Origin of the sequence: Lujinxingia sediminis, assembly GCF_004005565.1 — a bacterium.
GTDB lineage: Bacteria > Myxococcota_A > Bradymonadia > Bradymonadales > Bradymonadaceae > Lujinxingia > Lujinxingia sediminis.
Genome location: NZ_SADD01000012.1, coordinates 31363 through 58061, shown reverse-complemented (window position 1 = coordinate 58061; position 26699 = coordinate 31363). Strand labels below are relative to the sequence as shown.

The 26699-nt window shown below is 64.7% G+C and carries 19 protein-coding genes; 8 read left to right on the top strand and 11 right to left on the bottom strand.

The window, feature by feature from the left end; translation table 11 throughout:
• Both EA187_RS16130 and EA187_RS16125 read right to left on the bottom strand, forming a co-directional pair.
• Window positions 1–3492, bottom strand: a complete 3492-nt coding sequence (locus EA187_RS16130; RefSeq protein WP_164856331.1) for a beta-ketoacyl synthase N-terminal-like domain-containing protein — start codon at window positions 3490–3492, stop codon at window positions 1–3.
• Window positions 3493–3672: 180 nt separating this feature from the next.
• Window positions 3673–4419 (bottom strand): TrmH family RNA methyltransferase, encoded by a 747-nt coding sequence (locus EA187_RS16125; RefSeq protein ID WP_115607990.1) that lies wholly within the window; start codon window positions 4417–4419, stop codon window positions 3673–3675.
• A gap of 400 nt (window positions 4420–4819) precedes the next feature.
• Between EA187_RS16125 and rplU the strand changes: the two genes are divergently transcribed.
• The 6 genes from rplU to EA187_RS16095 all read left to right on the top strand — a co-directional run bounded on the left by rplU (window position 4820) and on the right by EA187_RS16095 (window position 8325).
• Window positions 4820–5140 (top strand): 50S ribosomal protein L21, encoded by a 321-nt coding sequence (gene rplU, locus EA187_RS16120; RefSeq protein ID WP_115607989.1) that lies wholly within the window; start codon window positions 4820–4822, stop codon window positions 5138–5140.
• Between the two features lie 59 nt (window positions 5141–5199).
• Complete coding sequence (gene rpmA, locus EA187_RS16115) at window positions 5200–5472, top strand: 50S ribosomal protein L27 (protein ID WP_115607987.1); 273 nt, start codon at window positions 5200–5202, stop codon at window positions 5470–5472.
• A 102-nt stretch (window positions 5473–5574) separates the two neighbouring features.
• Entirely contained in the window at window positions 5575–6624 is a 1050-nt protein-coding gene (gene obgE / locus EA187_RS16110) for a GTPase ObgE (RefSeq protein ID WP_115607986.1), read from the top strand.
• Window positions 6621–6824, top strand: a complete 204-nt coding sequence (locus tag EA187_RS16105) for a hypothetical protein (RefSeq protein WP_115607984.1) — start codon at window positions 6621–6623, stop codon at window positions 6822–6824. Before obgE ends, EA187_RS16105 begins: the two co-directional genes overlap by 4 nt.
• Before the next feature lie 185 nt (window positions 6825–7009).
• Window positions 7010–7555, top strand: a complete 546-nt coding sequence (locus EA187_RS16100) for a c-type cytochrome domain-containing protein (protein WP_127780928.1) — start codon at window positions 7010–7012, stop codon at window positions 7553–7555.
• On the top strand, window positions 7552–8325 hold the full coding sequence (locus tag EA187_RS16095; protein WP_127780927.1) for a hypothetical protein: 774 nt from the start codon (window positions 7552–7554) through the stop codon (window positions 8323–8325). Before EA187_RS16100 ends, EA187_RS16095 begins: the two co-directional genes overlap by 4 nt.
• Window positions 8326–8331: 6 nt before the next feature.
• Here the strand turns inward: EA187_RS16095 and EA187_RS16090 are convergent, their stop codons facing one another.
• From EA187_RS16090 to EA187_RS16070, 5 genes are all read right to left on the bottom strand, one after another.
• Window positions 8332–10653 (bottom strand): sialidase family protein, encoded by a 2322-nt coding sequence (locus EA187_RS16090; RefSeq protein ID WP_127780926.1) that lies wholly within the window; start codon window positions 10651–10653, stop codon window positions 8332–8334.
• The gene (locus tag EA187_RS16085) at window positions 10650–12209 is read right to left on the bottom strand and encodes an OmpA family protein (protein ID WP_127780925.1); all 1560 of its coding nucleotides are present in this window, start codon (window positions 12207–12209) and stop codon (window positions 10650–10652) included. The genes EA187_RS16090 and EA187_RS16085 overlap by 4 nt, the downstream gene beginning before the upstream one ends.
• Window positions 12210–12275: 66 nt before the next feature.
• The gene (locus EA187_RS16080; RefSeq protein WP_127780924.1) at window positions 12276–16652 is read right to left on the bottom strand and encodes a hypothetical protein; all 4377 of its coding nucleotides are present in this window, start codon (window positions 16650–16652) and stop codon (window positions 12276–12278) included.
• A gap of 17 nt (window positions 16653–16669) precedes the next feature.
• Window positions 16670–17110, bottom strand: a complete 441-nt coding sequence (locus EA187_RS16075; RefSeq protein ID WP_115607974.1) for a hypothetical protein — start codon at window positions 17108–17110, stop codon at window positions 16670–16672.
• A 225-nt stretch (window positions 17111–17335) separates the two neighbouring features.
• On the bottom strand, window positions 17336–17782 hold the full coding sequence (locus EA187_RS16070) for a single-stranded DNA-binding protein (RefSeq protein ID WP_115607972.1): 447 nt from the start codon (window positions 17780–17782) through the stop codon (window positions 17336–17338).
• 313 nt (window positions 17783–18095) lie between these two features.
• Here EA187_RS16070 and EA187_RS16065 point away from each other — a divergent pair, with 313 nt between their 5' ends.
• Window positions 18096–21023, top strand: a complete 2928-nt coding sequence (locus tag EA187_RS16065; RefSeq protein ID WP_127780923.1) for a tetratricopeptide repeat protein — start codon at window positions 18096–18098, stop codon at window positions 21021–21023.
• A complete protein-coding gene (locus tag EA187_RS16060; RefSeq protein WP_115607968.1) occupies window positions 21020–21676 on the top strand; it encodes a hypothetical protein in 657 nt (218 codons plus the stop codon). Before EA187_RS16065 ends, EA187_RS16060 begins: the two co-directional genes overlap by 4 nt.
• A 19-nt stretch (window positions 21677–21695) precedes the next feature.
• On the opposite strand, the gene EA187_RS16055 is transcribed toward EA187_RS16060, so the two are convergent.
• From EA187_RS16055 to EA187_RS16040, 4 genes are all read right to left on the bottom strand, one after another.
• Entirely contained in the window at window positions 21696–22658 is a 963-nt protein-coding gene (locus tag EA187_RS16055) for an alpha/beta fold hydrolase (RefSeq protein WP_115607967.1), read from the bottom strand.
• A 177-nt stretch (window positions 22659–22835) separates the two neighbouring features.
• Window positions 22836–24200 (bottom strand): hydroxymethylglutaryl-CoA reductase, degradative, encoded by a 1365-nt coding sequence (locus EA187_RS16050; RefSeq protein ID WP_115607965.1) that lies wholly within the window; start codon window positions 24198–24200, stop codon window positions 22836–22838.
• Window positions 24201–24373: 173 nt separating this feature from the next.
• Window positions 24374–24700 carry a Rieske (2Fe-2S) protein gene (locus EA187_RS16045; RefSeq protein WP_115607963.1) on the bottom strand — a complete coding sequence of 109 codons (327 nt, stop codon included), beginning with the start codon at window positions 24698–24700 and terminating at the stop codon, window positions 24374–24376.
• Between the two features lie 166 nt (window positions 24701–24866).
• Window positions 24867–26564, bottom strand: a complete 1698-nt coding sequence (locus EA187_RS16040) for a SpoIID/LytB domain-containing protein (protein WP_115607961.1) — start codon at window positions 26562–26564, stop codon at window positions 24867–24869.
• Between the last annotated feature and the right edge of the window lie 135 nt (window positions 26565–26699).

The window sequence follows — 26699 nt, the reverse complement described above, 5'->3', positions numbered from 1 at the left end:
TCAATCCTCATCCTTCAGTGCGGCCAGCCGATCCAACATCTGGTCGGCATTCGGCCAGAAACGACGGCGCTCATACGCGCTCAGCCCCGGCTGCGCAACGTCGGCGCGCGCCGACGACGCCGGCGCCTCCTCGATGACCACGTGCACGTTGGTGCCGCCAAAGCCAAAGCCGCTCAAGCCCGCGCGACGCGCCTGCCCCTCAGCCAACTCCCAGTGGCGAGCCTCAGTCACAACGTCCAGCGCGCTCCCGTCGAGCTCACAGGCCGGGTTGGGTCGCTCAAAGTTCAGATGCGGCGCGATCGTCTTCTGCGAGAGCATCAGCGCAGTCTTGATAAGACCGGCCATACCGGCGGCAGCCTCCAGGTGGCCGACATTGGTCTTCACCGACCCCAGCGCAACCGTGGCTGCCCCGCTCGATCGCCCGGCGCCGAAGACCGTCTGCAGACTCCGGGCCTCGATCGCATCACCGAGCTCGGTGCCGGTGCCGTGTGCCTCCACGTAGCCTGCGAGCGCCGGATCAACTCCGGCGTCCTCCCAGGCCTGTCGAATCACCGCCTGCTGAGCGTGCCCGTTGGGTGCCGTCAGCCCGTTGGTCTGACCATCCTGGTTGACCGCAACACCGCGCACTACCGCCCAGATCCGGTCCCCGGCAGCCACCGCATCCTCCAGGCGTTTGAGCACCACCGCCCCGCACCCCTCGCCGCGCACATAGCCGTTGGCGCCGGCATCAAAGGTTTTGCAAAGACCATCCGGCGAGAGCATCCCGGCCTGGGAGAAGGCCACCGAAACCTGCGGGTCGAAGATGGCGTTGACGCCGCCCACCACCGCCTGGTCGCAGCGGCCGGCACGCAGGTTGAGCACCGCCTGATCCAGCGCCACAAGGCTCGACGAGCACGCCGTGTCCACCGTCTGACTCGGCCCGCGCAAGTCCCAGGCGTACGACAAACGGTTGGCAGTAATACTGGCCGAAAGCCCGGTGCCGGCCCGCACCGCCGCGCCCTGATAGAGGCGCGCAAAATCGCTGCCGCTCTGCCCGACAAAGACCCCGGTACGACTTCCCGACAGCAACTCGGCGTTAAAGCCCGCGTCTTCCAGCGCGTGCCAGGCCACCTCCATCATCAGGCGCTGCTGCGGGTCCATCGCCCGCGCTTCCCGGGGCGAAATCCCGAAGAAGGAGGCATCAAAGGCCTCCACGCCGTCGACGAAGCCCGCGCGCGGGGTGACCATCACGTCAAAGCCCACCGCCGTCGCTTCCAGATAATCTTCTTTTTTCCAGCGCCAGGCGGGCACCTCGGTGATGCCGCTTTTGCCCTCGCTCAGAAGGTGCCAGAACGCCTCCACGCCCTCGGCCGCGGGGAAGCGACACGCCATCCCGACGATGGCCACCGCGCCCTCCTGCCCCGTGGCGGAAGTGCGTCGAGCAGGCTGCGAAGTTGCTGCATCGGCTGGCGTCGCGCGTGGCGAGGAGGTCGCGTCCGCGCGCATCATCTCCACATGACGCGCGAGCTGCGCAATCGTCGGAAAATCATAGAGTGTGGTGGCCGCAAGGCTCACACCGAACGCCTCTTCAAGCTCTCCCACAAGCCCCACCGCCTCGGCCGAGCCCAGGCCGTAGTTGGCAAATGGCGAGCGCAGACTCACTGTCATCTCCGAGACACCCGCTTCTTCGGCGACCCGCACGCGAAGCCAGCGCGCAACTTCGCCCACCGCACGCACGTGAGGCGCTTCGCTGACCGCCTCGCTGCGCTCTTCCTTCGGCGCTCCGACTGCCTCTTCCGGCGCAGCCGCAACCGGCTCACCGGCCTCAGCAAGCTCCCGGGCCGAGGCCACCACCTCAAGCGTCCCGGCCTCATAGGCGTTACGCGTGGCGCGCCGTTGGATCTTTCCGCTGGAGGTCTTCTCAATGCTGCGCGCCTTGATCAGCACCACATCAAAGGGGTTGACCTCGTGCGTGGCGACCAGCGCCGCCCGCACCGCTTCGATAAGGTGTGGAGCGCGCTCGACGGCGTCTTTCTCGAGCTCATGCACCACCACCAGGCGCTCTTCGCCCTCGACCGTCCACGCAAAGGCCGCGCCACACCCCGGCCGAAGCGCCGCGTCCACACCCTCGACGGTCGCCTCCAGATCTTGCGGGTAATGGTTCGCGCCGCGGATCACGATCAGATCTTTGAGCCTCCCGGTCACCACGAGCTCCCCGCCCACCATGGCCCCCAGATCGCCTGTACGAAGGTAGGTCTGATCGCTCCCGTGCAGCCGCGCGCCAAAGACCTCCCGATTCACCTCCGGGCGCTCCCAGTACCCCCGCGCCACGCTTCCCCCGGCAAGCCAGATTTCCCCGACCTCCCCCTCATCGCAAACCTCGAGGGTGTCGGGGTGGACGATGCGCACCTCGAAATCGCCCACCGGCCGGCCGCAGCTCGGCCACATCGTCCCCTCAACCTCAAGCTCCACCGGCTCGACCATCCGCTCCGGCGTCGAGACCAGAAGCCCCACCTCGGCCAGACCGTACGAGGGGGAGAATGCCCCGGGCTGAAAGCCCGAGGGCGCAAAATAGTCGGAGAAACGCGCCTGGGTTTCCATGCGCACCGGCTCCGCCCCGTTGCAGGCCACCTCCCAGCTCGAAAGATCGAGGCCGTCGCGCACATCTTCGGGCACACGTCGCACACACAGGTCGAAGGCGAAGTTCGGCGCTGCGGAGAGCGTTCCCTTATACTTTGTAAACGCCTCCAGCCAGCGCTGCGGCTTTTTCAAAAAGTCGAGCGGTGACATCAGCACGCTGGAGCAACCGTTGAACACCGGCAGCAACACCCCGCCAATCAATCCCATATCATGGTAGAGAGGCAGCCAGCTGACGATCACATCGTCGGGTTTGGCGCGATATCCGAGCTCGATCAACGTCTCATTCTTGAGCAGCGTCCGATGATCAAGCATCACCCCTTTGGGGCTCCCCGTGGAGCCGGAGGTGTACTGCAAAAAGGCCAGCGACTCCTCGTCGATCAGGGGCGCCGTCCAGCTGGCGAGCGCGGCCTCATCGGCCTCGAGCACATCGGTGGCGATCCAACTCAGCTTGCCCAGCCCGGGCGACTGCATCGCCAGGAAGTCGGCCATCTGTGCGATCATCTCGGTGGTCAGCGCCACGGTGGCACGCGCATCATCGACAATCGCCTGGAGCCGCGGCAGCGTACGCTGCAAACGCGTCGGATTGGGCGGGTAGGCCGGCACCGCGATCACCCCGGCGTAGAGGCAGCCAAAAAACGAGGCGACATAATCGAGCGAGGGCGGATAAAGGATCAGCGCGCGCTCTCCCGGCCGGGTCGTTTTCTGAAGTCGCGCGGCGATCGCCCGGGCGCGGCGATCGAGCTCTGCAAAGCTCAGCCGCGCGCCCTCCCGCTCTCCATCTTCCAAAAAGATGTACGCCGCGGCGTCGCCCTCATGTGCCGCGCGCCAGCGCAGCATCTCGACCAGCGTCTTCTTCTCGTCTCGACTCGCCACCATCTACTCCTCAACAACCTGCAACCATGCACGCCGCACACGCCCCCATTATGGGGACGCCTTAAGGCAAGCGCCCCCCTTTAGCCAAAGAGCCCCCATGCTTTCAAGGAGAGAAAAAGACCGACCGACCGGTCGGAAAACCTTAAAATCCCTTCACTTACGCGATCGACACCGCAAAGCTCACGCGCCGGCCGCCAGCAGACGCGTCACCAGGCGATCCCCCTGATTGACCGCCCGCAGGTAATACACAGCCTTGAGAATCTGCTGCTCCTGCTCGCTTAAGTCCCCCACCTTCCCCAACTTCTCCTGACGCTGGCGCGCCGCCTCATACATCGACAGCGCCCCGGCCACCGAGATGTTAAAGCTCTGAACAAAGCCACGCATCGGAATGATGCAGCGGTAATCGGCCGCCCGGGCGACCTCCTCGCAGACCCCGTCACGCTCGTTTCCAAGCACGATCGCCGTGGGCCGCGTAAAGTCGATCGTCTCCAGCGGCACCGCCGCCTCCAGATGGGTGGCCACCACCTGATAGCCCTGCTCCTGAAGCGCGCCCACACACGCAGCCGGATCGGTCCAGGTTGTCATATCCACCCATTTATCGGCCCCCTGGGTCACCCGCGCGGAGACCTTTTTAACAGGCTGGGTATCGATCATATGCGCGCTCATCGCCCCCAAACCCTCGGCGGTGCGCAGCACCGCGGCGATGTTGCCGGTATCAAAGATCCCGTCGAGCACCGGCACGATCGACTTGCAGCGTGAGGCCACCACCTCGTCGATGCGATCGCGGCGACGCTCGGAGATATGCTCCTTGAGCAACGCCACCACCTCGGCGGAGCTCATCGTGAGCTCCTCCTCCATCTCCAACAGACGCCCCACATCCAGCGGATCGGAATATGCAAAGTCGACTCGTTTTTGCGCTACTGCCATAGACTTCCTTGTTCGACCGCTTAAGCGATCGCGTGCTGCTTAAGAGTGTGCTCAGGCGCAGCCCCGACGGCCGCGCCCATCCGAGGCAACATAAACCAGCACGGCGGCGGCTGCCAAACCCGCGCACACGCGATCGCGGCTGCGACTTTTCCAGACGGATCGTGGTGTGCACTTGACTCCCCCTGTGCGCATGTGTATGCCTTGCAGTCCCTCTGCGTACCCATTTTTTGATGGGCCCGCACACCGGTGCGCCTGAACCACCTTATCGCTTCACCAGGCGCTCCACGCTGTATCGACGAAGAGAATGCCATCAGGAGCCGCCCGTCTATCGCGCATGAATGTTCATGAGTGGACTTCAGCGGGCCTCCACTGAAAAAAATACACCATGCAGGAGCGAATCATGCACGCTGTGATCCGTACGGGCGGTAAGCAGTACCGCGTCAAGCCGGGCGACGAGTTCAACATCGAAAAGATCGCCGACGCCGAAAAGGGCGGCACGATCACCTTTGACGAAGTTCTGGCCGTGGGCGAAGGCGACGATATCACCATCGGTGCCCCCCTGGTTGAAGGCGCCTCGGTGGTGGCTTCGGTGGTCGTCGGCGAAGGCCGCGCCCGCAAAGTCATCATTTTCAAGAAGAAGCGTCGCAAGGGCTACCGCGTCAAGCGCGGGCATCGTCAGCCTTTCACTCGCATCAAGATCAAAGAAGTCAACGCCGGCTGAGGCAGCCTCTTAAGGCGCCCCTAACCCCCCGGCCCTTCAAGGCTTAAAAGGAGTTCGTCATGGCTCATAAAAAAGGTCAAGGTAGTTCGCGTAACGGTCGCGACTCCAACGCGCAACGGCGCGGCGTTAAGAAGTTCGGTGGTGAGCAGGTGATCGCCGGCAACATCATCGTGCGCCAGCTCGGCACGAAGTTCCACCCGGGGCGCAACGTCGCACTGGGCCGCGACTACACCCTCTTCGCCACCGCCGACGGCGTGGTGAAGTTCGAGACCCGCGCCGGCAAGCGCAAGTTCGTCTCGGTCTACCCGATCGATGAAGCCGCCGCCGAATAAGGCCGGTTCCATCTCGGAAGCTCTTTGAAGCGCCCCCGACCGCCTGGCATCGCCGGGATGCCGGGGGCGTTTTGGTTTTTGCACTCTTGCACCGGAAGACGCATGTTCGTCGATGAAGCAAAGGTTGAAGTCCGTGCCGGACGCGGGGGCGACGGCGCCCTGGCGTTTCGCCGCGAAAAGTTTGTACCGCGCGGCGGACCGGCAGGCGGCGACGGAGGCCGCGGGGGCTCGGTGATCGTGCGCGCCACGCATAACGCCAACACCCTGGCCGACTACCGCCACCGCCGCACCGTGCGCGCTGAAGACGGCCGCCCCGGCGGCGGGGATAACAAGACCGGCCGCAATGGCGAGGACGCGTTTATCGAAGTCCCCGTCGGTACGCTCATCCACGACGTCAAGACCGGCGAGCTTTTGGCCGACCTGATGGAAGACGGCGAGGAGTTTGTGGTGGCCAAAGGTGGTGATGGTGGCCAGGGCAACGCCCGCTTTGCCACCAGCACCAACCGCGCTCCGCGTCGCCACACCCCGGGCTTTGCCGGCGAGGAGCGTCTGCTGCGCCTGGAGCTCAAGCTCATTGCCGATATCGGGCTTGTGGGCTTTCCCTCGGTGGGCAAGTCCACGATCATCTCGGTGATCTCCTCGGCCCGGCCCAAGATCGCCGACTACCCCTTCACCACCATCGTCCCCAACCTGGGTGTGGTGAAGTGGAAGAACCTCCGAGAGTTTGTCGTCGCCGACATCCCCGGTCTGATCGAGGGCGCGCACAGTGGACAGGGGCTGGGCATCCAGTTTCTGCGCCATGTTGAGCGCACCAACCTCCTGGTGCACGTCCTTGAGGTCACCCCCCAGCTTGAAGATCAGCCCGATGGGCGCGATCCGATCGGCGATTACGAGGTGATTGTCGACGAGCTCAAGAAGTTCAACCCGGAGCTCCTGGAGCGCCCGCAGATGGTGGTGCTCAACAAGATCGATCTTCCCTACGTGGCCGATCGCGAAGAGGAGCTTCGGGCCCACTTTGAGGACGAGCTCGGGCTTCCTTTCATCGCCATCTCGGCGGCGGCTGCCATCAACCTCGATGAGCTCAAAGATCGCCTGGGTGAGGCTATCGTCCAGGGAGATTTTGGCGAAGAGCTGGAGCACTGGGAACGATGACCACCGCGCACATTTTCTACATCCCGGTGATGATCGCCGTCGGTATGCTGGCGGGCTTCTTTCTCGGGCGACGCTCCGCCGAACTTGAGGCGCAGGAGCGACGCAAGCGCCTCAAACGCCGAAAGGCCATGGAGGCCCGTCGCAAGGGGGCGACGGAGAGCCCCGAGGCACCTTCTGCCTCTCCCGCGGACGATGCCTGAGAAAGATGCCTCGCGCCGATCTCGGGCTTGAAGTATCGTAAGCGGGTTGCACCATTACTGCGCCGTGAGCAGACGTTGATTCCGAGGTTCGCTCCATGCAGCAGACACGGCATCCAGCCAGCTTACGGCGCAAAAGCGAACCCGTTTAGCGACGCTCTTGCAGCCAAAACATCGGAGCCAAAGGCATGATCGCAACGCATCTCCGCACCCCGGTGCCCGCGCGCACCCTCTCGCTGCTTCTGATCGCCCTCTCCTCGCTTGCCCTCAGCGGGTGCCTGCCCGATCCGGTCGACGATGAGAATGACACCGGCATCGAAAACGACACGGGCAACGACTCCGGCGACGAGCCCGATGTCGAGGAAGACACCGAGCCCGATGTCGATCCGGCCGATGATTTCGACCCGCAATTTGTAGAGATCGCCGAGATCGTGCGCACGACCTGCGCCGTGGCCACCTGTCACGGGTCGAGCCCGGGCGACACCGACCTGCTCTTCGGCGCCAGCGAATCCAACCTGAGCTACGCGCGCATCGCCGAGGTGTTTGCCGAGTATGAGACGGCCAACGGCGATCTGTTGATCGTACCGGGTGACGCCGAGGCCAGCTACCTTCACACGGCGGTCACCAGCGAGGACATCGACGTCATCATGCCCTCGCCGCCGCTTCCTCCGCTGACCGGTGAGCAGATCACGCTGATCACCGACTGGATCAATGGCGGAGCCAACTACCAATGATCGGATCGGGGGCGAAGCGCGGGCGTAGCGCGGTGGTGGGGCTTGCGTGTGGGTGGGGCGTGGTGATGCTCAGCGCTCAGGCGTTAGCCGGGCCGCCGGAGGTGCAGGAAACCTCGGTGGGGGTGGGGCTGGCCGTAGGCCAGCGCGCCATGGCTCTGAGCGTGCCCGGCCTCGACCACCGCGTCGGCGCCTGGCCCGGCGCTTCGCTCGATCTTCGCCAGGTTCTCTTCCAACCGGAGAGCCTGCCCGCCACCCTGGAGCTTCGGCTCCAGGGGAGCTTCTTCCGCGGCACCTCCGCCGGCAACTCCTTCGACGCCCCCGAAGGCCTCGTCAGCCAGCGCTACACCGCCCAGGGCATCCTCGGACTCACCCGCCCCATGGGAAGCATGGAGCTCACCCTGGGCTCCGGCTTCGGCGTCGACGCCACCATCGTCACTCCCAACGCCGATTATACCGGCCAGCAATACCTGCATGTGCCGGTGCACATTGCCCTGCGCCGCCCTTTTGGCGAGTCGATCTTCGCCAGCGTCGAGCTCACCGCCCTGCCCGTGGTCGCCTACAACCAGTCCTCCGCCTTCCCGGACAACAACGCATTTGGTGCCCGTGCGCACCTCAGCGCTGGCTGGCGTCCCTCTCCCGATGGTCTCTTTGTAGAGCTTGGCTACACCTACCAGCGCTTCTTGACCTACCTGCCTCTGAGCACCGGGGAGCGCGCCACCTCGATCGACGTCGCCCAGGATCTGGGTGTGATGGTGGGCTGGGCCCGCTGAGCTCGTTCAGCGGTAACGCCGCGTCTTCAAAAACGCAAAACTCAACGACGTCAGAATGATCACCAGGGTCACCGTCACCAGCACCCCCATGCTCTCCGGCAGGCTGGTGCGGCGTCGTGGGACCTCGCCAGCAAACACACGCCCGGCCTCATTGAAGGCCATCGCTCGCTGCCGCACCTGAAGATCCAGCGCGCGATCAGCCCGCAGGCCGGAACTGCCCGGCCAGATCAATGGATGTCTCACAATGGCGGCGCCGGGCTCCTCGGGCCTCCGCACCCGAATCAGCTCACTGACATGCGGAAGATCGCTGATAAGCAGCATTTCCTCCCCATCAAAACCCACGCCGGTGATTTCGCCACCGGACCAGGGGCCGCTGACCGTCACCCAACTCTGAGCCTGATCGCGACTCAACGCCACGCGACCGCCGTGAACCATCACCAGGGTCGTCGTCTCCCTCCAGGGAAGCTGCGCAAGCCTCAGCGGTGACTCTGCGTCATTCTCCATAAACGAATAAAGAGACTGCCAGGTTTCACCCCCATCCCCCGAGCGCCAGAGCTGGGTGGGCCGATTGGGATTGAGCGGACGCGAGACCATGTAGGTTCGACCATCGCGATCAAGCACCACGGCGCTGACCACCGAACCCTCCAGCGCGCTTCGGAACGCCTCGCCCAGTCTCACCCGACGCCAGGACTCACCGCCGTCGTTGGAGAGCAGCGGGCCCTGCTGATGCGACCACGCGTGAAGTTGCTGCCCCCCCGGACGTGCGGTTATCGCCACAATCGCCGCCGCCGGAAGCTCCACCCCATCGAGGTGCACCGGCCGAAAGATCACATCGTCGGCGCGCCCCAGGGGCGCGGCCTCGGAGCTGCGTACCTGCCCGTTGAGATCGTGAACCAGAACGCTTCCGCCAAGTGTACCGCTGATGAGCTGATCGCTGCGCGGATTAACCATCACCGCGCTGGTCGCCCGATCGTGAACCTGCTGCCAGCGCTCCTCCCCCGCACCTGCCAGCCGGCGAAAAAGCCCCGCATCGGACCCCACCAGCATCTGGCCTCGCGCGTCAAAGCCCACCGCATACGTTCGCGCGCCATTGAGCCCCTCATTGAGCGACTTCCAGTTCTTGCCCCCATCGTCGCTGCGTAGCACCCCCTGCCCCCGGGTGGCCGCCCACACAACATCATCCCCGGTGCCCGCGCTCAGGTGAGTGATGCCACGGCCATCCGGGTCGCGCTCCCGGGTCTCCTCCCAGGTCGCGCCGGCGTCTTCACTGCGCCAGATGGTGCCACGATCACCGGCGATCAAAAGCACGTAGCCCGCCGCGGCATCGTCGTCGGCACGCAGAAGCATGGCGCTATTGCCCTGAGGCTCCAGCGAATGCCGCACCACCTCGACCGGCTCCCACAACTCCCCGACGCTGCTGTTACGGTAGAGCCGGGCGCGGTCCAGCAGATAAACCTCCTGCTGATCGGGACTGCTCACCAGCGCCCGGTCGATCGCCGCCACGCTGCCGGTGAGCATCCAGGCATCGGCATCTGCTTCGCGCCTGTAAATCAACAAACGGTCACGCAACACCGTCAGCAACTCGTAGGGACGATCGGCGGTGGCCGGCAGATAATGACGAAGCGTGGCGGGCAGCAACTCCTCTCGACCGTCTTCGCCTTCAAAATCAACACCGCCCAGGCTGATGCGTTGCCAGCCCCGAGCGCTGACCTCGCTCTCAGACTCCGGTGACCAGAGCCACAGCCCGCGTCCATCCGTCAGGTAGACCTGACCATCATCGGGAGAGAGCAGGCGTAAACGAGGCGCTGTGTCGGCGCGTGTGACTCGAACTGTCTCACTGAGAGGCCCCGGCAGCGGCGCATGAAGCCAGCTTCGTCCCAGGTCTCGGCTGTAGAGCAAGCGGGTGGGTTGGTTGGCCGCCGGCACCGCCACCAGCCACAACAGCCCCCCGGATGACGCGACGTAGTCAGCAGCCTGATACTGGCCACGCCGCATCCCGGCCCAGACCCCGTCGAAGAGGTCGAGCCCCGCGTTGTTAAGGCGCCGGGGCCAACGCCCCTCAAAGCTGCTCCATGCCGCATCGTCCAGACCACGAACAAAGAGTGCATCATCCCCCACCGCAGCGATCATCGCATCATCGCCCTCCCCGACGTGCACCACCGCAGCCACCGCTCCCCCCGGTGGCACCCCCACCTCACTGAGCTCCACGCGGGTCTGCTCGGTAGTACACGCCGGCATCATCAGCGCCAGGGCCACCGCACTCAACAGCCCCATGAGCCCCCACCCGCGGCGCTGACACTCCTTACGCTCCCAGCCACCGAGGGTCATTCGTCTCCCATCTCCAGGATATTGAACTCCACGCGTCGGTTCAGCGCTCGCCCTTCGGCTGTGCCGTTATCAGCCACCGGTCGCGACTGGCCGTAGCCCACCGACTCCAGCCTCTCGGCAGCCACACCGCGCTCCACCAGGTAAGCCTTGACCGAGTCGGCGCGATCCTGACTCAACGCCAGGTTGCGATCCGCGCGCCCCACACTGTCGGTGTGGCCCTCCACCCGCACCAGCTCAATGGCCGGGATGCGCACCATCAAATCGGCCACATCATTGAGAATGCCAAAACTCTCCTGCGCGATGTTGGCACTGCCCGTCTCGAAGTTGACCTGCTCCGTGATGATGATCGCCCCCTGACGCACCATCGCCCGCTCCGGATTGATACGCGGCGGTTCGGGCGCAGGCGCAGGTGGCGGCACCGGGCGACGTCGCTCCTCCACAGGCGCATCGAGCAACGCCGTCTGTTCCTCAAGGTCCGGCTCCGGCTCCAGGTCGGGGCAGTCTTCACGCTCCAGCCTCAAGCGGCGACCGCGCTGATCGAGATAGTGCGGATCACAGGGGTCAATCTCCGCGCGGAAGCTGGGGCTCGCGTAGTCGACCTGCCACCAACCGCCGGTGACCCACTGCCCGCCAATGCCGAAGAAGACACGCCAGTCCGGCGATCCGATCCCGTCACTGAGCCCTGCGCCCAGACCGCCGGTGGCCGTCCAACCCTCGGCGACGCGGTAGCGAAGCGCCCCCATAATCTCAGCTGGCACCTCCCCCGGAGCGATGCCACGCAAAGGCTCCTCTTTGCTGGCCACGCCGACCGCACCGCTGATCTCTGCGAGAATATCCAGCCGCTCCGTCAAAAAAGGCGCGTGCGCGGCGAGCCCCCATAATATCTCGTTGCCGATCACATTCTGGCGGATGATGCGCTGGCCGGGGCGATAGCGAAATCCCAGGTTGGCACCCAGGCGGATGCCGTCGAAGACCACATAATCCGCCGCAACCAGGGCTTCAGCGCCCACGCCACCATCGCCGGCCAACGCCTCTTCATTACCCACCGGGATGGAGAGTCCGCCGATGATCGCAAGCCCCACCTTCGACGAATCAAGCCCCAACACCTGGTACTTCGCCGTCAGTCGCCAGTCATTGAGCGCGCTGCGCGTGAGGCTATCGGTGCTCGATGCCCCGGGCGGCAGCAGCGGCTGCAACTCTTCACTGCGTTGCAACACCGTCCAGGGAAGCACCAACCCGACCTCAGCCCGGTCCCACAACCCCACGCTGCCCATCACATCGAGCTGAGTCTGGTATGCCAGAGTGCGCTTCTCAGGTGCATCGATCGCGGCGATCTGCACCGGGTCGTCGGCGTAGTTAAAGAACCCGCCCACCTGCCACTGCAAATGGGGAGCGACCGCACTGCCGAACACGCTCAAGTAATCGCCCACACCCGGCGCAGGACGAAAGCGCTGCACCTGAAGCTCGGGCAACTCCCCGACCTCCTGCGCCCCGACCGGCACCGCAGCGCCCATTGCCCCCACCAACAGCATCCACCCAACCCAGCGCTTGTTCATGCGCGAACCTCCCACATTGACACACATCGAATCGAAAAGGCCACGCTACCACGAGTCGGCCCAGATCTACACATCGTCGCTGCCGGCCTGCAGTGCTTTGAGCGCGCGCCGAACCTCATCGAGGTTCTCCGGGGCAGGTTCGCGCCCTTCCACCAGGGCGACCGCCTCGGCATAGAGCGCCCGAGCGGTCGCATCATCCTGAAGGTGTTGAAGATGCAACTCGGCGGCTTGCACCAGCGCGTCGAAGCGTTGCCCGGCGTCGAGCAACATCACCGCGTATGCCTCGAGGTCCGCAGCCAGATCGGCCCACTTTTCTGCGGCGCGGTTGAGCGCGATGCGCCGCTCCAACGCCTCCACGTGTTCGGGCCATAACCCGAACGCCAGCCCCCAGAGGCGGCGCGCGGCCTCTGGACGCTCGATATGCGTCTCGACGATATGTGCTGCGTCGGCCACGATCTGGCTGGCAGGCACGCGCAACGCCACAGCCACCTCGTCGGCTTTTAGAAGCATCATCTCCTTGATGCTCAACCCTTGAGGCTTTCCAAGCAAGAGCCCCAGCTCGCGCGCCAGGCTCTCCACATAGCCCTTCCAGTCGTCCAGAGCGGCCTGACAGGATTTGACGCCCTCCAGCGCCATCGCATCTCCCGGTGCCGCTTTTAGCACCCGTTCATAATGGGTGCGGGCATCTTTCGGGTTGTCGAGCTTATGCAGAAGAAGTTCGGCGAGCTCCCGCTCGGTCTCCACCGCATCGATGCCCCCGCCGGCGACCTGCACGACGACCTCCAGGTGGCGCGCGGCCTGGGCCCAGGATTGTGCGTCGAGCGCCATATCCGCCAGGAGGCGATGCGCGGCCTCATGGCGCGGATCGCTCTCCAGGACCTGGTGCAACCAGACGCTGGCAGCCTCAGCATCGGCGCGCTCATCCCAGATCAGCTGGGCGATAAGCAGCCGGTAGGTCGTGGCCATCTCGCTCGATTCGGCCTGCTCCAGGCGCGCCTCAAGCAGGCGCAGACGCGCGCCCACATCGCCCTCTTCCTCGTAGATGGCCTCCAGCGCGTTGACCACCCCCACCGATTTGCCCAGCCCTTCCGGGTCGGCATCGCGCACCGCCTCCAGATGGCGGCGCGCCCCCACCGGGTCCTCAAGTTCATAATAGAGCAACTCGCCGAGCTCCCGCTGCAACCCCAGTCGGCGCGCACTCCCGAGCAGCTCACCACCATCGGCCTGAGTCAGCTCCAGAACAATCTCCAGCGCTCCGGCAATCCGGGAAGGATCATCGCTGAGGCGAGCCTCCTCCAGCTCATTGAGCGCGAGCTGGGCCGGATGCACATGGGGCGAGGTCGTCGGGGCCAGATTGGGTGAGGTCTTCCGAAAATCATCGGATAGGGAGCTCTCGGAGGCACGCTCAGGCACGAAGGGCTCTCCCCCCCGGGCGGCGCCCGACGCCGGCGCTTCGTCGGGCGTCTTCTGTGCGGGAGGCGGCACGATCCCCCCGGGGGGTTCCCCTTCGTCGGTGGCGTCATGACGCACGCCCCTGAGCACCTTACCCAGCGCACTTCCATCGTCGACCTGATCGGCCCTCGGGAGCTTCGCCGGACGTTTGAGCATCGACTCAAAACGCCGGCGAAAACGCCCCACCTCTTCCTCGCCGCGGGCCGCCGACTCAGGCGTCGGTGCAGCAGCCCCCGGCGCTTCGGCCGTGGTATCGGGTGTCTCGAACTCGCCAGCCTCAGAGACCTGATCACGCGTCAGTCCGTTGAGGCTGTCGAGCATCGCATCGAGGCGACGGTCAACGCCCTCGGAGGCCGCACCATGTTCGTCATCGATGACAAGCGCGCGTGCCCGCTCCCGGGCCTCGGCCGCCGCGGCGCGATCGCCGCGCTCCTCGGCCAACATCGCGATGCGCAACAAGATCTCGCGTCGCACCCCGTCGGCGGTCTCAATCTCGGCCAGACGAATAAGCACATTCTCCAGCAACCGCCCAACCTTCTGCGATCCCATCGGCGCCGGCGCGTCGCTGCCCTCGGCATCGACCAGCGCCTCAAGCGCTTCGGCCGCCCCCTGAAGACTCGCGCGCTCGGCCGGCATCAGCTGCACCGCCTGCAAATACGCCCGGGCCGCCGCGTCCCACGCTTCGGCCATCGCGCAGGCCTGGCCCAGAGCCACACCCAACTCCCAGCGGGTCTGGCGCTCGGTAGCCTGAGACAGCAGCTCGTCGAGCGCCTCGCGCAGCGTCTCGTAGCGCCGATGGCGCGTGAGCAGCTCGATCAGGGTCGCCCGGAGCTCGGAGGCTTCCGGCATAAGTGCCAGGGCCGCCCGGAGCTGCTCCTGGGCATCCTCGACAAGCCCCAGTGAGCTGTAGAGCTGCGCGAGCTCTTCACGAAGCGCCACCGACTGCTCCGCGCTCCCCGCCTCCGCAATGAGCTGGCGGTAGAGCGCAATGAGTTCCTCGGGCTGCCCGGCCTGGCGCAGGTATTCGATCATCCAACGCCGCGCCCCCTCATCCTGAGCATCGAGTTCGAGCACCCGCCGCATATGGCTGGCGGCCGCATCCAGACGCCGCCGACGCTCATAGATCACGCCCAGGCGGCGATGTGTGCCCAGCAACGCACCTGCTCGATCGCCCTCATCCTCGGTGCCCCGCGACAACTCATACGCCCGCTCGCGTAGTGGCAGGAGCTCGGTGAGGTAGTCGGTGGCCTCATCGTCGCGCTCCAGCACCTCGCACATCGCACCGGCCCACTCCAATTGCTCGGCGCGCTCCCGCTCAAGCGTATCATCCGCGCTGGCCGAGAGGCTCAACGCACGCCGCATGCTCAAAAGCGCCTGGCTGGCATCTTCCAACTCCTCGAACCAGATCTGGCCCACCCGCTGGTAAAGCCGGCTGGCGCGCGCGTGCTCACCGTCAGCCTGGGCCGCCCGCGCCGCCGACCCAAACGCCTTGAGCGCCCGCAGCGGCTCCCCTCCCAGCACATAGCTCTCGCCCAGGGTATGCAGCGCATCGAGTTCGGTCGGGTCCAATCGCAGCACCCGCTCCAGATACATGCGAGACTCAGCCAGATCCCCCTGCCGATCCATCAGATGCCGCGCCAACTTCAGGTAGGTTTCCTTCAGGGTCTGACGATCGCTGTAGACGCCGGTCAACCTCTTGAGCGCCTCCTCCAGACCGGCGCGCTCGCCGGTGCGCTCATACACCTGACTCAAGAGTTCCAGCGCGGGCCGATTACGTGGATCCAGGCGCAGCACCTCCCGCAAGCGCTGGGCGCAGCGCTCCGGTTCATCCGGTGCCAGACGTCGGGCAATCGCAAGCTCGCAGAGCACCCAGTCGCGCGTATCCTGACGCTGACGCAGCACTTCGGATAGGGCCTCATAGGCCTCCATCACCCGCGCGTCGTCCTTCTGCGAGGCGATCGCCAGCGAGGGTGCCACCAGCGCCGCCGCCAGACTCTGATCATCCTCCTGCACGAGCTCACGACGCAGCGACTCCGCCTCGGCCAGATGCGCCGGCGTGGGATCGGCCACCAGGCAATCGAGCTGACGGGTCACAAGCTCGGGATGCAGCCCGTAAAGATCGCGATAACTTCCCAATAGCGCGATCGCCTGGCGCACCTGCCCGTCAAAAAGCGCCTGATCGGCGTGCGAAAAGAGCTCCTTGGCTTCATAAGACGCCAACGCCCGCGCCCCCTCCCCGCTGGCGACAAGCCCTCCCTTCCCGCGCGACCCCGCCGGCGCATCCTCCGAGACCGCCCGTACCGTCAACACCCCGGGTCGAATCCGCGCGCTCTCCAACACCACCCCCGAGAGGTTGGGCAACTTCCACCCAACCCCCGGAAATACATGCAAAAACAACAACTTAAGCGGCCTAAAAATCACAATATCGCCCGCCAGCCCCACCCTGAAACTCTTTCCTCGTCCCGGCGCACGTAACCCCGGCGCGTTGAGCAAACTTGAGATCAGCTCATACGCAACCAGGCGAGCCGGATAAGGGAGCGCACCGTACGCGCGATAGTCGTAGAGCGAGAGGTGCACTTCATCGGCCCGCGCCGGCTCGGGCGGAATCAACGCCGCCCGAAAACTCAGGTAGCTATCCGCCCCGAAGGCTTTGAGCCGAAGGCTGACGTGCGCCGCATCTTCAAGAAAACGCACCTGAAGCTCTTCAAACCCCTCCAGCGTGGCGGCCGCCTCGCTTAAGAGATCGCCCAGCCCCACCTCCGAGATCGCAAACTCCGCCTCCCGCACCCAGGCCCGCGTATGACGAAAACGATCCAGGCCGGAGCGCGCGTCGAAGGGAAATTTCAGATCCGGGATCTCCATGCGCAGCGACTCCAGCGTGATCCAGTCGCTGATCGGCTGACGCTCCGCCCACAGGTAGCCGCGCCCGAACATAAAATCGAGCGCCAGCCCCAGCGGGTTATGTGCGTCCTGTGGCGTGGAGGATTCCATCCAGATCGTATCCCAATCTACGTCGTGCCCGTGGGCACCGGCTTAAGCTCGCCGTCAAGCTGGTCCAGCGCCTCGCGCGCCTTGCGGCGAGTGAGGCGATCATCGCGCGTAATCGCCAGCGCCTCAACCTCCAACCAGGCCAGCCGCCGGATTTCAGCCGGGGCATCGCACGTGGCGAGCTTCTTAAACACACGCATGGCCACGCCACTTCGCCCGCGCATCACCTCACAGCGCGCCAGCCCATAGCTGGCCATGGCCCCAAAGGGAGGCGGAAGATGACGCTGAGCATGGCGAAAGCGCTCCGTGGCCAGATCCACATCACCATGCATCAGGGCGGCCATGGCTTCAAAAAATTCGCCACGATCGCCGCACTCCCCCTCCGCGATGCCTCGTTCAATGAGTTCCAGGTACACACGCGTCGAGCGCACCTGCGCTTCTTCCTGCATGGCCTTTGCCATCATGACCTCCGAAGATGGTGGAAGTTCGGTGGCACAGACTGCGGTTCGCCATCGGAGATACGGGCGTTTAAAGCCGCTCCTCGAACCCTGTGTCTTGCATCGCATCACCTCAACCCGGGGCGACGCGCGATGAAAAAAGCGGCGGCGCGTCTCTTCAACGTCACCGCCGCTCCTCGTAGCTTGCCCCGCCCCCGAGGCCTCAGGGCCCGAGGGGCGGGCCGCCCCTCAGAAGGGAATATCATCGTCGTTGAAGGACTGATCAAAGCTCGACTCTGCCGCCCCCGAAGACCCGCCGCGGTTGCTATCCCCGTAGGAGGACGGTCCATCGGAGCGCCCCGCCGCGTTGCCGCTGCTCAAAAACTGCACGGTCTGAGCGACGATCTCGGTGGTGGAGCGCTTGTTGCCGTCGCGATCCTCCCAGTCACGCGTCTGCATCCGCCCCTCCACATAGACCTGACGGCCCTTGCTCAGGTACTTGCCGCAGTTCTCGGCCTGCTTGCCAAAGACCACCACACGGTGCCACTCGGTGCGCTCCTGCTTGGCGCCGGACTTATCCATCCAGGTCTCGTTGGTGGCGATGTTGAAGTTCGCCACGGCCGCGCCGCTCTGGGTGTAACGAACCTCAGGATCCGAGCCCAGGTTCCCGATGATCATCGCCTTGTTCAAGCTCATAACGTGCCTCCTTAGATATCTGTCGTCAGCCCTTTCGGGCCTCGCGTTGGCCTGTCATATACCAGCACGCCCGGCTCTCCAAGCGCGCTGACCCCTGATGCAAACACCAGCCTCCCTGCCACCTCTCCCCATCCATGGAGCAAATGCCTCATGGCGCCGCGACTGGTTTCTCTATTATCGTCGACCCGCTTCAACCTTTGCCTGCCGCGAGCATTTTTTTTGATCGTAAAGACTCGCCAGACCGGCCAACGTGTCCAGCTTCACCACCTGAACAAATAATGGGTAATTCCGCAAGTGCGGGGGTCCAGTAATCATGAGTATTTTTGATAAGATAGGTGCCCGAGTCGGCGACTTCCTCGATGAAGTCCTCCTGCCCGAAGACGTGCGTCTTCTGCACGAGCGCGCCCGTGAGGCCATGGATCGCGGCGAGTATGTGCGCGCCCGCCATCTTCTGGACGAAGCGCTACGACGCCGCCCTGATATCGAGCGCACTCACCACCTTCTGGGCCTCTGCCTGGCCTTTCGCGAGGAGTTTGACGAAGCGCTCAGCGCCTTTGAGCACGCGCTGAGCATTCGCGAGGAGCCCTCCACCCTCTTTCACCTGGGGCTGACTCTGGAGCGCATGGGCCGCAGCGCCGAGGCTCAGGCGCATCTTCAACGCGCGCTGGCCCTGGGCGATGAGACCCCTTTTGAATTCGATGTTCACCTTGCGCTCGGGCGGATCTACCTGGTGCAGGGGCGCGCCGATAAGGCCGCGCGCGAACTTCAGCGCGCGCTACGCCTGCGCCCGAAGCACACCGAGGCCAGCGTGCTCCTCGCCAGCGCTCTGCTCAACCGGGGCGAAGACACCCGCGCAGCGGCGATCCTCAACGAACTTCCCACCGAACATCCCACCCTCGATCACCTGCTGACCCAGGGTGAGATCGCCTCTCGGCAGGGCCACCCCGCCCGCGCCGCCGATGCCTATGAGCATGTGCTCGACCGCCAGCCCGATCACCTCGACGCGCTGGTGGGGGCCGCGCGCGCACACGTGGCGATGCACCAACCCGCACGGGCAAACCCCCTGCTTCTACGAGCGCTCTCGGTATGCGAGCCCGACTGCGACGATGCCATCGCCGCCGATATCCACAGCCTCATCGGTCAGACCTACGCCCAGGTGGGCGAACATCAACGCGCTCTCGAGAGCTATAAAGCCGCGTTGGCAGTGCGCCCCGATCACCTCAACGCGCTGGCCGGCGCTGGCCGAAGCGCGCTGGAGGTCGAAGACTTCGACCAGGCGCGTGCGTACTTCGAAAAAGCGCTCTCGCAGAGCGCACCGCACCGCTCCGGAGCGCCCCATCACACAGCCCCCCTTCGCCGCGCGGAGCTCCTCTACGGATTGGGACGATGCCGACTTCACGCAGGCGACGCGTTGGGGGCCCGGCATCTTCTCGACGAAGCCATCATGCTAGCCCCCGATCAGCGAGCCCCCTACCTGCACGCGATCGCCGAAGTCGCGCTGGAGTTGGGCGACGCCGCCGAAGCGCTCATCACCCTTAACGCCGCGGCAGAGGCCCACCCCACCTCACGCCTGCAATCTCGAATGGAGGCGACCAGCAAACGCGCCTTGCACCGCCTGCAGTCGTACTGGCAGCCTCCCGAAGATCCCAGGAGCAGCGCCGAGCTCATCGCCGCTCTTGACGCGCTGGTGAACCTCTACAGCGCCGACCCCCACGCCGGCCCGCTCATCAGCCGGTTGCGCGAGCTCCTCGAAGAACTCAACGCGCCGCTATCGGTGGCGATCGTCGGCGAATTCAATGCAGGGAAATCAACCCTGGTGAACGCGCTGCTGGGGGAGGCAGTGGTGCCCATGGGAGTGCTGCCCACCACCGCGCACGCCTGCATCATGGGATACGGCCCGCGCGCGGGCGCCCGCATCGTCTACGAAGACGGCCGCCAGCGCGATGTCGACTTTGCCGGCGCGCGCCACCACATGCGCGAGGAGCCCGAAGCCATCGCGCGCCTCGACTACAGCTACCCCCACCCCCAGCTCCGCTCGATCAACTTCTGGGACACGCCCGGCTTCAACGCGTTGGACCCGCGTCACGAGGCCCTGGCCGAGCAAGCCCTGGAGCGAGCCGAGGCCATCATCTGGCTCCTCGACGCCAACCAGGCCCTCACCGACACCGAATTTGAGCGCCTCGACGCCATCCCCCGCGCCGAGGAGCGATTACTCATCGTCCTCAATAAGGTCGATCGCCTCGGCGCCTCCGACGAACGTCAGGACGCCATCGACGCGATCTTCGCCCACATCGAAAAGCATGTCGGTCATACAGGGATCGGCATCTTCGCTATCTCGGCGCTCGAAGCCCTTAACGCCCGTCGCGCGAATGAGCCTACGCCAGCGGCCTTTGACGCCCTGCTCGAAACGATCGATCTGAGTCTGATCCAGCGTTCCACCCGCATCAAGGTCTCCGCGGCGCGGAGCGCGCTTGACCAATGGCTACGCGATCTTCATGAACTTCGCGACCAGCTCGACCAGGGCTACGCCGAACATCTCGCCACCCTCGCTCGCCTCAAAGCTCACCTCGATCGGCAATCGCCAGCGCCGGCGCCCCGGGCCGCCTCGGAGGCCGAGGCCCTCATCGACCAACTCGACTTTGTCGTCATCGGTGTCGAGCGCGAGATCAGCGAAGCACTCCGCCCCCGCGGCCGCATCTTCACCCGCCAGAGCCTCGACGAGGAGGACCGCGACTTCATCGTCGAGCTCTTCGCGCACCGCGTCGACGACCTCCTCGACCGCGCCATGCAACGCGTCCTTCATGACATTGAGGCGCTCGAAGTCACACTGGCCACCGAGATCAGTCCGATGCTCGGCGCGCTCAACCTCAATGAGGCCCGCGCGCTTCGCCGACGCCTCGACGGCTTCTTTGACGCTTCGCGCGCGCTCAAAAGCGTGCTCCGTGACCGCGTCTTCGGCCAGTGGCGAGCCCGCGCTCAGGGCCAACTTCGCGCAGCAAGCGCCGCAGCCTTTGAAGAGCTCCTCGCCATGCCCGCCGAAGATGTCGCCGGACGACGCGATCGCCTTCGAGCCCTGCTGCCTCGCGTTGACCAGCGTTTCACCGACCCGCTGGCCGAGTGGCTGCGGGAATTTTCTCTTGCTGCGACGCGCTTTTGCGATAGGCTCCAGCGCGACCTCGAAGCGCTCCGGCTGGAGGCGCATCATCGCTACAACCTGACCCCCTCGGCCTCCTCCTCATGATCGTTTCCACCTTGCTTGCACGCTCGCGTTTTCTGCTTGTTTTCTGCGCCTTTGCCGCTCTGATGGCATGCGCCGATGAAGCCGGAGATGTTCCGGAGCCCGACTCCGGCTCCAACGTGATCGCCGCGTCCGGTGAAGGCGGTCAAAACGACGTTTCCCTCGATTTCGAGAGCGCGGAGCCAGCTCAGGAGCACATCGCAACCTCTACCAAACGCGGAACAATCGCGGCGATGCCTCCCCTCTCTCTGGGCAGCTTTCTCTCCCGCTCCGACGCCCAGGACTTTATCCCCAACACCCCGCTCGATGAGGCATCGCTACCAGGTCAGCGAGTCACCTCGAACTACAACGCGGTGCGCTACACCCCGCGTGAAGACGGCGGCTTTGGGCTTGCCCTTCAGGTCTGGTCCACCGAGACCAACGACGCAGCCACAGAGCGCGTGGCCGCGTTACGTGAGCAATTCCTCAACGTCGCAGACGCCCCGCAGAGTGCGCTCCCAGAAGGCGCGTTCACCTCGGAGCGCGCTGGCATCCGCACGCTGGTCTTCCGCTCCACGGAACGAGCCTACGCGTTTGCCCTGAGCTGTGAGCTGGACCACTGCCGCAACTGGCGGCCTTTGATTGAGCTCGGCGAGTCGATCGCAAAGAAGCAATAAAGCCCTTTAGATCAACACGTTAGGCCACACCTTTCTCTTGCGAGCGATGCGCATCGAGGTGTGCGAGCACAATCGCATTCACCTCATCAGCCGCGTCACGCTGCACCCAGTGGCTCGCGCCCTCAATGCGATGCACACGCGCCGCTGTGCACCGCTCCACCGAGGGCTCGATCAGACTGGTGTGCAGCGCGCTATCCGCCCTTCCCCATATCACGCAGATCGGCAGCTCAATCAGCGCGGGCTCAGGCGCACGAAGACTGAATCGCGCTGCCCGATACCACGAGAGCATGCCCCGCAATGCCTGCGGTTGGCGCCAGGCCTCCATGTAGCGCGCAATCTCCTCACGTCGAAACGCTCCCTTTTGAGCCTCACCCACCATTGCGCCTCGCAACGCCCCGTAGTCGCGGGCTGAAAGCATCACCTCGGCCAGTCCGGGCACCTGAAAGAGCATCACATACCAGCTCCGCCAAAACTGGTTGGGGTTGGACCAAAGCGCCCTGGCAAGCACCTTGATCGGCGGGCAGTTGAGCACCGTAGCCGACGTGAAACGATCGGGCCGATGCGCCGCAAGCCACCACGTCAGCGCGCCGCCCCAGTCATGCCCCACCAGTTGCGCCTGCTCGATATTCAGCGCGTCCATGATCCCCATCACATCATCGCCCAGCGCCTCCAGACGATAATCCTCCACCGCCTCGGGTTTATCGCTGCGATCGTACCCGCGCTGAATCGGCATGATCACGCGATAGCCCGCTTCAACCAGGGCCTCCACCTGCCGCGCCCACCCCATCCAGGAATCCGGAAAGCCGTGCAGTAAAAAGACCACCGACCCATTCTCAGGTCCGGCAACCGCCACGTGGAGCTGCACCTCGGGGCCGGTGTACGCAAAGAACTGCACCGTCTCCTCCAGGCCCACCGCTTCGGCCTGCTGGCGGTAGTAGTCGCGGTTGGCATGAAGAATCAGCTCATCGAAAATCGCACGCATCCCATCACTCCCGAGCTCAGGTTATGTTCATGGCATCAACGCGCCCCACTTTATCGCGCGCTCAGCAGAAAAAAAGAGCCGCCCGCGCTTCGCGCGGACGGCTCTCCATTCAGGCTTCGAGTTGCCTGCTTGCCCGGGGGTACCCCTGACCGACGCAGGCGATGCAGCAGCCCCGCCTCAGCCGGCCGCTTCCAGCTCCCCGGAGGCACGCATCGCCAGAAGAATCTCCCGGGCGCGATGCACTTTGATCTCGCCATCTTCGATCAGACGCTCGACCACACGGTCCAGTTCCTCAGGTTTTGCGCCGGCGGTCGCCGCCACGCTGCGGGCGTGGAGCGACATATGCCCGCGCTGAATCCCTTCCGTCGCCAGCGCCTTGAGCGCCCCCATATTCTGCGCCAGTCCCACAGCCCCCATCACCTCGGCCAGCTCTGCTGCCGACTCGATGCGCAGAATCTTATGCGCAAGTTGAACGGTCGGGTGCAAACGAATCGGACCACCGACGGTGCCGACCTGAATCGGGATCTCCAGAATCCCCACAAGGGCCTCGCCCTCAATGCGCCAGATCGCCATCGGTCGGTAACGTCCATCGCGTGCGCAGTACGCATGCGCCCCGGCCTCCAGCGCTCGCCAGTCGTTGCCGGTCGCAATGCATACCGCGCCGATCCCGTTCATGATGCCTTTGTTATGGGTTGCCGCCCGATAAGGATCGACCTCGGCAAACTCACTGGCCAGCACGATGCCCTCAGCAACCTCTTTTCCGCTGAACGACTTCCACGCCAGATCGTTGAAGGGAATGCGGCAGGTCGCGCGCACTTTGCGGCGATCCGCCAGATTGCTCAAGATCCGTAGAAAAACACGCCCGCCGGTAAGCTCCTCGATGCGCGGTGCCATGCCCTCGGCGACCGAGTTAATGGCGTTGGCCCCCATCGCATCACAGCAGTCGATAAAGAGGTGCACCACCAGCATCCGCTGGTAGTTGCCCTCATCGATCAGACGAACCTCCAGTCCGGTGACCCCACCGCCGCGTTCGACCATATTGGGCTGCAGCGCATTGGCCGAGGCGATCAGCTCGTCGCGTTGCGCCTCAATGGCCTCGCGCGCCTGATCCCAATCCTGGCAACCGACGACCTGCACCTGGCCGATCATCACGTTCCCTTCGGAGCGCGCTTCGAACCCGCTGCTGCCACGGGCGATCTTGGCCACGTGGCTCACCGCCGCGATAATACTCGGCTCTTCCACCGCCATCGGCACCAGATAGTCCCGACCGTTGACCTTAAAGTTCAGCCCCAATCCCAGCGGCAACTCCAGCACCCCGATGGCGTTCTCCACCATCTGGTTGGCCATCTGCGCGTCGAGCCCCCCGCCGTGACTGCGCAGTAGCGCGGCGTCCTGCGCGTCAATCACCCCGCGCTCCACCAGCAAGTCCACCCGCTCTCGGGTGCTCATCCGGTAAAATCCCCCGATACGGCTGCTGGGCCGATCGTTTTCGTCCTGACAACTCACTCGATCTTCACGTTGCGCTTTGCGAGTCTCCAACATCGCTCGCTCCCATACAAAAGGTCATCTGAGGGTCATCCACAGCACCCTGCGGATCGCTGACCGATGAACCTTCGACGCCACCACCGTCCAGGGCAAACCAGAATCGACGAATGGTTGCCTCCGACAATAACCGGTCGCGTCACTCCATAAATGGTCGCTCACTTCGCGGGCCCTTAAGGGCGCACCCACACTCGCTCATCCTCAATAACCACCTCATAGACGTGCACCGGCGCTGAGCGGTGATCGCAGCGCCCCGTCTCCAGATCAAACGCGTACTGATGATGCGGGCAGATGATCTTCCCGTCGAAGATCACCCCGTAGGCCATCGAGCGCGACTTATGCGGGCAAATCTCATCGACCGCCCGCACCCGCTCGCCATCCCTGCATAAGAGCACCGAACGCTCGCCAACTTTAACGCGCGAGGGCAAAACCTTGCCCACCTCGTCCAGGCCGCAGACCTCTTCAAAGCCCTGCGCCAGTAGTTCTTCTCGTGTCGCCATAGTTGCTCCAGGAGCGTCTTGCGAGGCCCACAGACCCCGTTTTGTTCACGAACCCTTGAACACAAGCGCCCATTCCTCTCTACCGTCCCGGAGCGCCCGCTTCAACCCCCACATCGTCCCCTTTCATCCGCTGCGCGAATGGGCCGGCAACCTCCCGGCACCGCCCTCAATACAATTTGGTCACATCAATCCCGCGATAATAATGCGTGAGAATCTCGCGATGCGTCCTCCCCTGCGAGGCCATGCCGATTGCTCCGGTCTGACACATGCCCACCCCATGGCCGAACCCACCGCCGCGGAAGTTAAAGGTACGCACAAACCCATCGCGCCCTTTCTCGATCTCCATCACAAAGAGCCCGCTGCGCAGCCCTCCGAAGAGCCGCCGCACGTTGAGCTCCCGCTCCACCACGGCCTCCCCGCGCTCCCCTTGAAGGCGTAGTCGAATCACTCGCCCGCTCACCCCGCGGCTGATCACCTCGGCGTCCCGAATGCGTCCGATATTCTCCCCTCGCTCGGCAAGCCAGCTCTGCGCCTGGGAGGCCTCGACCTCCCGCGTCCAACGGTAGAGCCGCGCACTGCTCACCGGTGCCGTCTTGCTGTAGGCCGGAAAATCGCTGGCCAGAAACGCCTCGATATTCGCCTCGGTGATCCCGTCCTTAAACGCCTCCGGCACATCTCCCGCCGGTGCATCCGGCCGCCCTCGAAGATGCGGCCAGGGCTCGGCATCCCACACATTCTCATTATTCTCGGTAAATCCGGCGGCGTTCGAGCTGTACACCGCGTTAACGATGCGGTTTCCCGCCAGCATCACCTCGCCACGCGTCGCATCGACCGCCTCATTGGTACGCGGATCTTCGTTATCAATGCCCCCGTAGACCTGATCGTAGACATCAGCCCGCAGCATGTAGGGGTCTGCCAGGTTGCGCACACCGATCGCCGCAAAGATCTCATTACGCGCCGCGATCGCCTGCGCCCGAAGCGCTCCCTGGGGCGCCGACGCGTAGATCTCCGAGGGCACCGTTCCCTTGAGCACCCGCTCCGCTCCCAGGTTGTTGATCACCGCAACCTTGCCGTTCTTATCCGAGGCAAAGATCAACTCCCCGGTATAGCGGCGGGTTTCTTCCCCGGCGTTATACGACTTCTTGATCCCCGGCACCGTGTAGCGAATCGACTCCTCACGTCCACGGCGAGAGCTCACCCAGAGCACGTCATCATGGCGAATACTCACATCGAGCCCCCGCCCGCTCAACGTCAACGTGCCCCCCGGAAACTCCAGGCGCTCACTGTGCACGCTTCCGTTGATACCGAACTGCGCCTCCAGCCGACGCCGCAACGACTGCGCCTCCTCAAACGTGTCCGCCCCACCCACGCATACAAGGAGCACCCGCGAATCAAACACCTTGCCCCGCACCGCAAAGAGTCCCCCCACCTCAAAGGTGCGCGGCATCATTCCGCGCCCTTCCCACTGCCCCAGAACACCGTCGACCCGCTCGCGCTGGTCCACCGCCACCCGGTCCACCACCACCCAGTGCTTATAGCGCCCCGCCCTCCCGTTGCTCATCGTGACGGTGTAGGTCGTATCCCCCGGAAGATCGATCTCCGGTCCTCCCGGGCCCTGTGGCATCACCCGAATCGGCTCACTCGGCGTAAACTCAACCTCTTCCTCCCCTTCCAGGATCCCCAGCCGAATCAGTGGATCGCCGCTTCGCGTAAAGTTCAGCTGCGGCGCATACAACATCGCCACCCGATCCGCCGTTGAGAGCTCCCTGCCCTGCGCGCTGGCGTGATGCTGCGCTCCGATCACCATCAGGAGCGCCACCATCGCACCCCACCCGAACTTCCCAAACACCTGACTGCTCTGCATCGCCTACCTGTACGTCGTCCGCCGATTCCATGGCCTCTCCCCCCCAACATAGCGCGAGCCTCCCCCGGATGCACCAACGCCGGCACCCTTTTGAGATGCCGGCGTTCAAACGCACCCTTTCGATCCTTGCGGATC